Genomic DNA, 11,334 nt, shown 5'->3' on the forward strand with positions numbered 1-11,334 from the left:
AGACTACTTTTGATTTATTATACACACCGCAAGTTAACAAACTTGCAGAATATAGGGAGCCCTCGGGCTCCCTTATTTGTTTAAAAAATTAGAGCTGCCTCACTTTTGAGACAGCCCCTTTTTGTCGGGGTAACAACCTGCGACCTTCCCGCCGCTGCGGGACGCGATGACCGGACTACGCTACACCTCAAAGTTGAAATTTATATCTTCCAGGTATCTCCTGATGCCTCTTTTCTTAATTTTTGTTTCGAGTACTACTGCTTCCGGGCGTGACCCAAATTCAATGGTGTGAATTAAAACCCATGGAGTGCCGTATTTTGTTGATTTGTTTTGTCCTGAATTGTGCCTGTGTAATCTATCTTCTATATCGTTTGTCTGTCCTGCATAAAATTTGGACTTTGACTTGCTGTGTAAGATATAAACTGTGTACATAGGCAGGGCATTAAGTATAAACAAAAAATCCCTTCTGCAAACAGAAAGGATTTTGTCGGGGTGGCAGGACGACTCCAAAACACCACAAATACTTTTATATCAATAAATTATGTACGCTTCTTAAAAAACATTCACCGTTTTACTCACATGCCGATTTAATACGGTATATATTAACAAATTTAGATGATTTATTTGTGATTAAAAAATAATTTTTTTTTGATTAATCTTAACAAATGGTGTAAATACAAACCTTGACAAGATATCTTCTCCGCTGGAACGTTTAAACTCCTAAAGGATCTTTTGAGAAAGGTTGGTGGCAACAAAGAGTTCATTGTTTAATTGGAATGATGCGATTTTGTCTAATTTGTAGATTTTGCTTATAGATAAATGACTTTTAAATTGTAAATAGTTTGGTCCGGATATTATCAGTTAACTGAAGCTTTTAGAAGTTTATTTTTTGAGCTAATGGTAATGACAATCTCATGACCCGAAAACAAATTGCCATCATCAAATGATACCTTAAAACTACCATTTTTGCTGAAATCAATTGAGGTCGGGGTGATGCGTTGCAAAAATGTCTTTTCTGTATAAGCGGGTTCATTGTGGTCTAGCCAACTTCCATTTTTTAGAAGTAATAAATCATTGATAATCATTTTGCATACAGGTTCTTGTTGCTGTTCTAGCCAAGACAAAGATACATTTACCTTTTTCAAAAATGTGTTGACATCAATACCTTCTGCGTCAAACCAGAGTTCGACTTCTTTGCCCCAGAGCTGAATTCTAGCAACATAGTTTATCAGCTCAATGATATCACCCTGTTTACGAGGTTTACCAGTTACCAAATGACCGAATTCCTTTTCAAAATCAGGACTTAAGTTTACACCTAGTACTTCTGATTGATGCATTTTCTCGCTAAAATCATTTATTTGTAAAACAAATTGGCCTTGTGGATTGGGTGTAACTATTGGTTTCGTTACAATTGAATTGGCTAGATTTTTTTTCTTTTTTAAGAAGTCGAAGAATCCCATATTATTTATAAACGTTGTGTGTTAGTTAATGGCAATACTTTATTTTTCAGTTTTTAAAGTATAGAGCTTATAGATGAGAGGATTTCTCCACCCTGATAAACCTTTTCCAATTCAGCCCAATTTCGCTATTTTGTGCTGAGTATTGTTTATGAATTTGATACTGACATTAAAATTGTAACACCATTTATAATCATTAAGTATCATATGTACCGCAGACGATCCTCGCCAATTTGGCGACCGGTCATATACGACCATGCCTCAGCATAATTGATAATGTAACCTGAGAAACCTGCCAGCTTTAAAAGCAATACTGCTATCATAAAATGTAATCTCAAGGCAACATGTAATGCTTCACGAAATTCCTCTTGATGACCTACAGTTTTGAGAAAACTTCCATGAAGGTATCGGTTCCGGTCTTTTAAAAGGTTTTTTTCCTCTTTAGAGAGCATATATCCCAATTTTGTAAAAGAATCGCCAAGCTTATCAGCATTTGGTGGTGCATTAAGACGCTCAATATTTTTTGCGATTATATTCAGATTAAATTCATCGTCAGTCATCCTATAATCGGATTTCGTCTTCTTCGCAAGCTGAAGGACTTCATCAATAAATTTTCGGGCCACCTTCTTATCGCTTATGGGGTTGAACTGGTTTTTTGAAGCAGTGGCGTTTTCAGCAATATGACCGGTAATAGCTTCTAAAGCGACATAATAATTGGGAAGGCGTACTTCCAATGCCGCGATGTGACTTTGAAGGTAAATCAGTGCTGAGCGCTGCAACTTTTCGTTTTTGTATAACAAGGTTACCAAATTAGAAAATTTATCAGCAGGAAAATATAATAGCTTGTTGCTTAATTCCCTGATCCATTCCTGTTCGCCAAGCCCCGTAGCGTTACTACTATCCTGTTCGATATCGCTATGGATGCCGTACGCATTCGTTGTAAAGACAGGTTGTTGCGTAATTATACTCCCTCGCATTGAAATATAAGCCACCTGTAGAGGCTCAACCATATCGATGTCTTTATAAACCATAAAAAAAGCTTCATCATGTATGAGCCTACCTTTTAAGAATCCATAGGCAAGGAGGATACTGAAACACTGTTTCTGGAAATCTTTAAATAAAGCAGGTTCATGACAATCGAAGCAGATAAAATTTCCCTCGACAGTTGTATATCTGAAAAAATCAATTTTGTTGTCCTCTACGTTGACAGTCAGGAAATCAGCGCTTTTACCATGAGGATGATTGTACCATTTATGCGCGAAATCATTTAAGCTGAAATTATCCCCTTCACGCAATGGCACAATGCAACGAAGATAGTTGTTATCAAAATGTGATAAACCCTTTACCGTTGCAAGAGAAGTGATTTTTCCTGTTGCATGTTTTAGCATATTTTCATCATCGTACTTAAAGCCTGATACAAGGATATCCTGGCCAGTGATAAAAAGGATATTATTTGCTGCACTAAGTGAAATGAAAGCATCTTCAGGGAATCGGAATTCTTCATGTCGCTGAACCCCAGGGACTATAGGGTAAGAAACCGAGTACAGGAACTCGCCATCTCCTTTGGATAGTGCAACGGTTTGCCCGTCGAAACGATGGTTGCTGAGCGAAAACTTATAGTCCTGTGATGTTATAAGGGCATTAATTTTAGTTATAGAGGGAGCAAGCGTCTTGTAAGGAGGGATATACATACTTTTATTTTTCTTTCTTTTCTTAGTATTGGCCACATACCAAAGCAGTAAAGTTATGCCCGCAGCGCTGAACAGGAAATACCATTTCTTCATTTTCTAAAAACTGCTATAAGCAATATTGATTTTCATTGTTTTAGTAAAGTACAAATGTATATAATCAACTTTATAATATTGTAGTCGGTATAATATACTTTATTGTGTAGACGCTGCAGATTAATTTTTAACTAGCCTGAAGGTCAAATTAATCCTTGGCAACATCTCTTTCGATGATTTAGGTATATGATGCTCCCAAAAGGTATTGGTAGTACCAGACATTAAAAGCAATGTCCCATGATGCAGCGGTATTTCAACCTGACCAATTTCCTTGTTAGTCTTATGCCGAAAGCGGAATGGACGGGTCTGCCCAAAGGTCAAGGACGCTATATTGGGATTGCTACCGATCTTATGTTCTTTATCCGAATGCCATGCCACACTGTCATTTCCATCACGATATAAATTTAAAAGTACTGCGTTAAATTTAAGTCCGGTTTCCTGTTCCACTTTTTGCCGAAGCTCTAAAAGTTCAGGTGTCCAAGGCAATGCATTTTCCCCGGCTTCTTCCTGCTCGCCATACCAAGCAATCATTCGCGGTGCCGTCACCACCTTATCGTACATGGGCATTTGGTAACCGTGCCATGGTGTGTTGCGAAGTAACTTGGTGTAGTAATTATCAGCGTCTTCTTTTGGAATGAAACCATCATACTGCATTAGTTCTAAGTCCGGCAGGTCAAAGTATTTCTTGGGGCTGGTGCCCACTATAAAAAGATCGGTATCGTTAAAGAGTGTCATAGTTGTATTTTCAGTGGTTGAGGTCGCTTCAGGCTTGAAGTCAATATTTCCTATAGCCTGTTGTCTTTTCATCCTGCTTTTTTCTGATTAGTCGTATTCATTTTATGCCTTGGCAGGTTAATCTCCTGCTCCTGTGGATATGGCTCACGGTGTGTCATGGAAACATCTTCACGAAGCCTTTCCTGCGTGCGCATGCTTTCGGCATCAGATTCCCTGTAACGCGGGTCGGCAATAAATGGCATTTTCTCCATTTTGGAGATAGTAATCGTAGGAAAATGATAATCCACTTCTACCGTACCCAATAATAAATAGCAGCCACCACCTTTAAAAGGATATTCTTTCAGGCTACCTGTAAAATGGGCTGTATCGAAAAACTCCCCGTTAGCATCGATCCATGTGCCGAAATACATGGCGCCCATTTTGGTAGGTACATGCTTGCGTGACACCAGGTACGCCAGCATCTTTACCTGCTTCTTATGGTGATGCACCAAATCACATGCCAGAACATCACCACGGTAACTGGTTTTCAAAAGATTAAAGGGCGTTACCGATACCGGAAAGCCTAAAAGTTCAATCTCATCAAAAGCATCTTCAAAGGGGGAGCGTTTCAGTTCCGGAAGCTTGTATTCGCGAACGGGTTCCGGCAGCAGCTGCGGCTGGCGGTGCTCAGGCTTAAAGTTCATCATGATACGGCGGGCTGTGACCAAAAGCTCATTTTTATTTTTACCAGTTGAACGGAAGGCCCCGATATAAATTAAAAGCTGTATCCCCTCAATCCCGATAGGGACACGCTTGATGAAGTCTTCCAACGAATTGTATTTTCCGTTAGCCAGGCGTTCCTCCACAATACATTTTGTAACCTCCCCCTGCAACCCCTGAAGGTGCATGAAGCCCAAATAAATATCTTTGCCATACAACGTAGTCTCCACCTCGCTCTTGTTTACACAGGGATTATGGATAGCAGCACCTGACATCCGCGCCTCATGGACATACACTTCGGTACGGTAAAAGCCGCCCTGGTTGTTAATAACCGCGACCATGAACTCAACAGGATAATGTACTTTTAGGTACAGGCTCTGGTAGCTTTCTACGGCATAGGATGCCGAGTGTGCCTTGCAGAATGAGTATCCCGCGAAGGACTCTATCTGCCTGTAGATCTCCGCACTTAACTGCTCGGGATGTCCCTTGGCTGCGCAGGAAGCGAAAAAGTTGTCCTTAACCCGCTGCAATGCCGCTTTAGAACGTCCCTTACCGCTCATGGCCCTGCGCAGGATATCCCCGTCGGCTGCTGCCAACCCGCCGTAATGCAGGGCGATCTTGATCACATCTTCCTGGTATACCATAATGCCATAGGTTTCACCAAGTTGCTCCTCGAAAACCGGATGGAAGTATTCAAACTTATCGGGATAGTTGTGGCGGAAGATGTACTCCTTCATCATCCCGCTTTGGGCCACGCCGGGGCGTATGATCGACGAAGCGGCTACCAGTACTTTGTAATTGTTGCATTTCAGCCTCCTGAGCAGCCCTCGCATGGCAGGGCTTTCAATATAAAAGCATCCAATCGTTTTTCCCCTGCCCAGGTACTCATTACACGCAGCTTCGTCTTTTGAAAGGGACGTATCGCGGATATCCACGGTAATGCCGCGGTTTTTTTTGATGAGCCTGACCGTATCATCAATATGCCCAATCCCCCTTTGGGAGAGGATGTCGAACTTATCAAAGCCGATCTCTTCTGCTACATGCATATCAAACTGTACGATTGGAAAACCCTTGGGCGGCATTTCCAACGCGGTGAAATCCGTTATCGGGTCTTCAGAAATAAGAATACCGCAGGAGTGCATCGAGCGCTGGTTGGGGTATTTCTCCATCATCATCCCGTACCGGTGCACCAGCCGGACCACTTCATTCTTATCATGTTGGTCCATGGCGGTACCCGATAAGGCATCCAGTTCCTCTTTCGGGAGGCCGAAGACTTTACCCACTTCCCGAAAAATGGATTTGTACTTGAACTCGACATTCGTGCCGCAAAAGGCCACATGGTCGGCACCATAGCGCCTGAAGATATAGTCCAGTATCACATCGCGCTCCTTCCAGGACCAGTCAATATCAAAATCCGGCGGGCTTTTGCGGTTCAGGTTCAAAAAGCGCTCAAAATACAGGTCCAGTTCCAAGGGGCAAATATCGGTAATACCCAAGCAGTACGCTATAATACTATTGGCTCCGCTGCCACGCCCGATATGCAGGAATCCCATCGAATTGCTGTAACGGATAATGTCCCAAGTAATCAGGAAATAACCGCTGAATTCCAACTGGTGAATCACCGCGAGTTCCTTTTCTACCCGTTCCCGCGCCGCAACATTATCGGTGCCATAACGTCTTGCCAGTCCCTGATATGCCAAGCTGGTCAATAATTCGAGGTCGGTGTCACGGTTGGCTGTGTAGTGTTTTTTATTCCTGGGCACGCCGAATTGGTACTCAAAATGGCAGTTGTTGATAAGGGCAAACGTATTTTCTATGATCTGCGGGTATTGGCTGTAACGTACCATGATCTCTTCCGGGGGCGCCATCTGCTCATCCGCACCGCAATAGTCAGAAGGGGTTAGTTTGCTTCCCAGCGTGTTGAGGTCAATAGCCCGCAATATCCGGTGCAGGTTATACTCGGTCTTGCTGCGAAAAGTTACCGGCTGCAGCACCACCATTTTAGAAAGCCTGCTTTTCCATTCGGGGCGGATCAGGAGCGAGAGGTTTTCAGGTCGGATACCTATAAATTCATACTCCCTCAGGGTATCCGGTACATTCTCAACAGGATAAATAACAACTACCTCTTTTAAACCGGGTGCGATGGAAGGCATGGGCAAACCTTCCAGGTTGTATTTGGTGCGATAGCGGTTGACCTCCCCAATCCCGGGACGGCTCTTTGCAAGTGCGATATAAAGCAGTTTGTGCCCCTCCCGGAATTCCATACCGACCAGGGGCTTTATATCCTCCTCCTTACAGGCTTTATAAAACTCATAAATGCCGGTCACCGTGTTGATGTCCGTGAGTGCCATAGCTGTAACACCAAGGCTTTTTCCCTGGGCTACCAGCTCGCTGACCGGGATGGTACCATAACGCAGGCTGTGAAAAGAATGGCAGTTAAGGTACATACTTATAGCACTTTTGATTGAAAGATACCACTGCCGCGCATTACCGCATTAGTACCAAAACGGTTTTTTATTTTGTCCATCGCCTGATACAAAGACATCATTTCCTGTGTGTCCTCAAACAGGTTGATCTGATAGGAACCCCGCACCAGTTTGCTGAAGCGGACCCCTACCAGGCGCAGGCTCATACGGCGCTGGTAAAGTTTCCCGAAGGCTTCGAGTACGGCTTTAGTGAGCGTATGGTCGGACGAGGTATAGGCTAAGGTGACCTGCCTTGTCTCAGTATCGAAATTGGAATACCGGATCTTTACGGTCACGTTTGAGGTAAGCCAGCCCTCGCTGCGGAGCTGGTAGGCTAATTTTTCCACCATGGTGCAGAGCACGGACCGCAGGAATACCATGTCTGTAGTGTCCTGGTGGAAGGTATCTTCGGTCGATAAAGATTTACGTTCCCGATACGGCTCCACCGGGGTATTGTCGATACCGTTTGCTTTCTTCCACAATTCAATACCGTTCTTGCCGATCATCTCCTGCAGCACATTTACGGGCATTTCGGCAAGAGTCTGTATGTTGCGGATAGCGATACGGGACAGCAACTTGAAAGTAGCATCACCTACCATCGGTATTTTACGGATCGATAAGGGATTTAAAAACTGCTGTACCATGGGCTGCGGTATTTCCAGGTTGCCTTTGGGTTTCCCTTCCCCGGTCGCGATTTTGGATACCGTTTTATTTACCGAAAGCGCAAAGCTGATCGGCAGGCCGGTTTCACGGGTGACGGTAGCGGAAAGTTCATTCGTCCATTTATACGAACCGTGAAACTTATCCATGCCGGTGATGTCGAGGTAAAATTCATCGATGGAGGCTTTTTCCATGACCGGTGCCCGCTGCTCTATAATTTGTGAAACGGTATTGGAATAGCGGGAAAACAATTCCATATCACCCTTTACGACTTTCGCCTCAGGGCACAGCCTGAGGGCCAATTTAATTGGCATTGCGGAATGCACGCCAAACTTCCTTGCTTCATAAGAACAGGAAGCCACCACGCCGCGGTCACCACCGCCGACAATCAGGGGAATACCTTCTAAGGCACTGTTTTGCAGCCTTACACAGGAAACAAAAAACGTATCAAGGTCCATGTGTACCACCGAGCGTTCCATAATCATAGCATTTAGTACCGAACAAAATTAGACCAGATTAGAACAAAATAATATATATTTGCTGTTCCAAATAGCAACAATTCGCGTATGTCTTTATTTTCCGACAACATCAGGTTCCTGAGGATCCAAAAGAACATTTCCCAGGAAAAGCTTGCCTCAGCGCTGCTAATCGCGCGTGCACGTTATGTAAAGTATGAGTCCGGGACTTCTGAAGCCCCCTATGATATACTGAAACGCATCTCCAAATTTTACCATGTGAGCATCGACCTGCTGCTGAATGTCGACCTGCGCAAGATCGATATGGATGGGCTGCTGAAACTTGAGGACAACCGCATATTGTTACCTATTACCATAGACGCGGGCGGGGAAAATACGATAGAGATCATACCCCAGAAAGCTAAGGCGGGCTACCTGAATGGGTATAGTGACCCCGAATTCATCGAAGGGTTGCAGCAAATATCATTGCCTTTCCTTAAAAACGGAAAGTTCAGGGCTTTTCCCGTGTCCGGGGACTCCATGCCGCCCCACAGGGATGGCTCCTTCATTATCGGAAAGTATGTGGAAAGCCTTGGGGAAGTACGCGATGGCAGGACCTACATCCTTTTAACTAAAAACGAGGGCATTGTATACAAACGCCTGAATAAGAACGGCAAGAACAGCCTGGTACTGAGCTCCGACAATTCCTTCTACGAGCCGTATTCGGTCAGGGCTTCCGATGTATTGGAAATATGGGAATATGCCTGCAGCATCGCGACCAATGAATTTGAGCCGGACAGCCTGGAGCCGCAAAGCATCCGCGATATGTTTAACAGCCTCCGTAATGAGATAAAAGCTTTGAAGCATTTACAATAATCAGATTGATGACTACAACTATACGCTTAAGGATACCAAAGGATATTGATACCGCTACCGAACGAAAAATACGCAAGCTTAAGGGAAGCCTCATTGCACAGTCTTTCACCGATATCATCCATTTTGATGATGATGGGGAAGATTTTTATATCCATTATTTTACCACGCCTTCCATAAAAAAGAATGATGTCATTACTTTTATCTCTTCATTTCTAATCGAGGAAGCACTTACTGACGTTGCGACGATCCTGTAAATCTTACTATGATGGCATAAGCAGTATTACTTTTTAAATGACTGTTTATGAGTGATTTTGGCTTGTTTTGGCGCAGTAATTTCACGCTCGTAGCACTTACCTTGCATATAATAAAAATATGCCGGGAAGATGAAAGCTTCGCTTAAACAAAATATTATAATAGCTGTTTGCCTGCTCTATACACTGCTCTTCATTTATGCAGCCACTTCAAAATTACTGGACTTCAGCAACTTTCAGGTTCAGATTGCCCAATCCCCTTTATTAAGTGCCTATGCCGGTATTGTCGCACCAGCTGTTATACTGGTTGAGTACGGTATTGTTTTTCTACTTTGGAAACCTGCGTTGAGAAAAATTGGGCTTTACCTGGCGCTGGGGTTGATGAGCGCATTCACCATTTACATTTACCTTATACTGAATTATAGCGACTTTATTCCTTGCTCCTGCGGAGGGATACTGGAGAAAATGGGATGGACCGAACATTTTATATTCAACATCGTGTTTGTAGTGTTGGCGCTGGCTGCTCTGCTACTAAGCCCGACGCCCGGCCATAAGCAATCGTGGAGGACCATACTGTTCCCATTACTTAGTGTACTTACCGGTACCTGCTTAGTAGTTGTACTGTTTCTTTCTTCAGAACATATCATAAAACGAGAAAATAATTTTACCCGCCGGTTTTTACAGCACCCGGTGCTGGAGGATAAAATTTATGACCTTAAATTTAACTCTTACTATTTTGCGGGAAGCCATGAGGGGAAGATATACCTTGGTAATTATACGGCGCCTAACATCCTTACCATCATTGACAGTTCCTTTACCCGGACACATAGCAGGACTATTAAGCTTGATGTATCCCGGCAACCTTTCCGTTCCGCAAAAATAAAAGTGGAATATCCGTACTTCTTTGTGTATGACGGAAGCCTACCCGTAGTCTTTAAAGGCCTGTTGGATACTATGGAAGCAAAAAAGACGGCTATGGATACTTACTTTAGCCAACTGGAAATAATTACGCCCAATTACTTCGCATTTAAGACACTCAGCAACCGTGAAAAAACCAATATACTGGGGACGGTAGCTTTAAAAGAGGTGCCTGATGTTTCACTTCATTACGACCTTTTGGAGAAACAGGCTCACGGGATTTTCGACACCGATGGTCTGTTGTTACGCGACAGCAGCAGGGATGAACTGATTTACGGTTACTTCTACCGGAATGAATTCCTGGTTATGGACCGGAGCCTGAAGCTTATACGCAGACTTAATACCATTGATACTGTCTCCCGGGCACAGGTAAAGGTAAGGCAGCTGCCTGACGGCACCTATAAGATGGAAGCGCCGCCCTTACAGGTAAATAAGAACATGACCGCTTACAACCAGGTTTTACTGATTCAGTCCAACCTTATTGGGAGGTATGAATCGCGTGAAATATGGGAGAACGCCTCAATAGTGGATATGTATGCCACTGATGAACAACGCTATTTGGGTAGTTTTTTTATAAATGACCGCGGTAAAAATAAAATGGCCCAGATGCTTTTGACGGATAGGTATTTTTACGCCTTGTCCGGCAATGAAATACTTCGTTACCGGTTGCGCAACGATATTGGGGTATTTCAGAGGGGGAAGCCGAAAAACCAATAGAGTAGGCAGAATAATTAAATTTTACGATCATGAAAACGCTAAGAGGATTTCTTTTACCGGCTGTAATCATTACAGCAGGCGTGGGCGCGGCCTTCGCCACAAGTAAACCTGCTAATACAGCAGCAGTACCGGAAACAGGCTATTATTTTGATAATACTGCCCCGATGGTCAAATGTATCAGTACTTCAGTACAGTGTGAACCTGCCGGGAGTACACTCTGCACCTGGAGGGATGCCAACAATGTGAACCACAACCTTCGGAAAAAGGTGAATGATGCAACCTGCGGCTTACCGCTATACAAGATTTAACAAAAAAAG

At 43.6% G+C, this 11,334-nt stretch carries 10 protein-coding genes; 4 read left to right on the plus strand and 6 right to left on the minus strand.

Features of this window, described 5'->3' with window-relative positions:
- Positions 1-180: 180 nt before the first annotated feature.
- The 6 genes from OGH69_RS14470 to dinB all read right to left on the minus strand — a co-directional run bounded on the left by OGH69_RS14470 (position 181) and on the right by dinB (position 8,279).
- Positions 181-432: a GIY-YIG nuclease family protein gene (locus tag OGH69_RS14470; protein ID WP_265175201.1), complete on the minus strand. Its 252-nt coding sequence runs from the start codon at positions 430-432 to the stop codon at positions 181-183.
- A 425-nt stretch (positions 433-857) separates the two neighbouring features.
- Positions 858-1,460: a DUF2262 domain-containing protein gene (locus OGH69_RS14475; protein ID WP_265175202.1), complete on the minus strand. Its 603-nt coding sequence runs from the start codon at positions 1,458-1,460 to the stop codon at positions 858-860.
- Positions 1,461-1,660: 200 nt separating this feature from the next.
- Positions 1,661-3,241 (minus strand): hypothetical protein, encoded by a 1,581-nt coding sequence (locus tag OGH69_RS14480; protein WP_265175203.1) that lies wholly within the window; start codon positions 3,239-3,241, stop codon positions 1,661-1,663.
- 120 nt (positions 3,242-3,361) lie between these two features.
- A complete protein-coding gene (locus tag OGH69_RS14485) occupies positions 3,362-4,048 on the minus strand; it encodes an alpha-ketoglutarate-dependent dioxygenase AlkB family protein (RefSeq protein ID WP_306354396.1) in 687 nt (228 codons plus the stop codon).
- Positions 4,045-7,122, minus strand: coding sequence for a DNA polymerase III subunit alpha (locus OGH69_RS14490; RefSeq protein ID WP_265175204.1), 3,078 nt, complete (start codon positions 7,120-7,122; stop codon positions 4,045-4,047). Before OGH69_RS14490 ends, OGH69_RS14485 begins: the two co-directional genes overlap by 4 nt.
- Before the next feature lie 2 nt (positions 7,123-7,124).
- Positions 7,125-8,279 (minus strand): DNA polymerase IV, encoded by a 1,155-nt coding sequence (gene dinB, locus OGH69_RS14495; protein ID WP_265175205.1) that lies wholly within the window; start codon positions 8,277-8,279, stop codon positions 7,125-7,127.
- Between the two features lie 87 nt (positions 8,280-8,366).
- On the opposite strand from dinB, the gene OGH69_RS14500 reads away from it, so the two are divergent.
- The 4 genes from OGH69_RS14500 to OGH69_RS14515 all read left to right on the plus strand — a co-directional run bounded on the left by OGH69_RS14500 (position 8,367) and on the right by OGH69_RS14515 (position 11,325).
- Positions 8,367-9,131, plus strand: a complete 765-nt coding sequence (locus OGH69_RS14500) for an XRE family transcriptional regulator (RefSeq protein WP_265175206.1) — start codon at positions 8,367-8,369, stop codon at positions 9,129-9,131.
- A gap of 8 nt (positions 9,132-9,139) precedes the next feature.
- Complete coding sequence (locus tag OGH69_RS14505; protein ID WP_265175207.1) at positions 9,140-9,385, plus strand: hypothetical protein; 246 nt, start codon at positions 9,140-9,142, stop codon at positions 9,383-9,385.
- Positions 9,386-9,514: 129 nt separating this feature from the next.
- On the plus strand, positions 9,515-11,017 hold the full coding sequence (locus OGH69_RS14510) for a MauE/DoxX family redox-associated membrane protein (protein WP_265175208.1): 1,503 nt from the start codon (positions 9,515-9,517) through the stop codon (positions 11,015-11,017).
- Positions 11,018-11,046: 29 nt separating this feature from the next.
- Positions 11,047-11,325, plus strand: a complete 279-nt coding sequence (locus tag OGH69_RS14515; RefSeq protein WP_265175209.1) for a DUF6520 family protein — start codon at positions 11,047-11,049, stop codon at positions 11,323-11,325.
- The last annotated feature ends 9 nt before the right edge of the window (positions 11,326-11,334 follow it).

The organism is Flavobacterium sp. MFBS3-15 (assembly GCF_026107645.2).
GTDB lineage: Bacteria > Bacteroidota > Bacteroidia > Flavobacteriales > Flavobacteriaceae > Flavobacterium.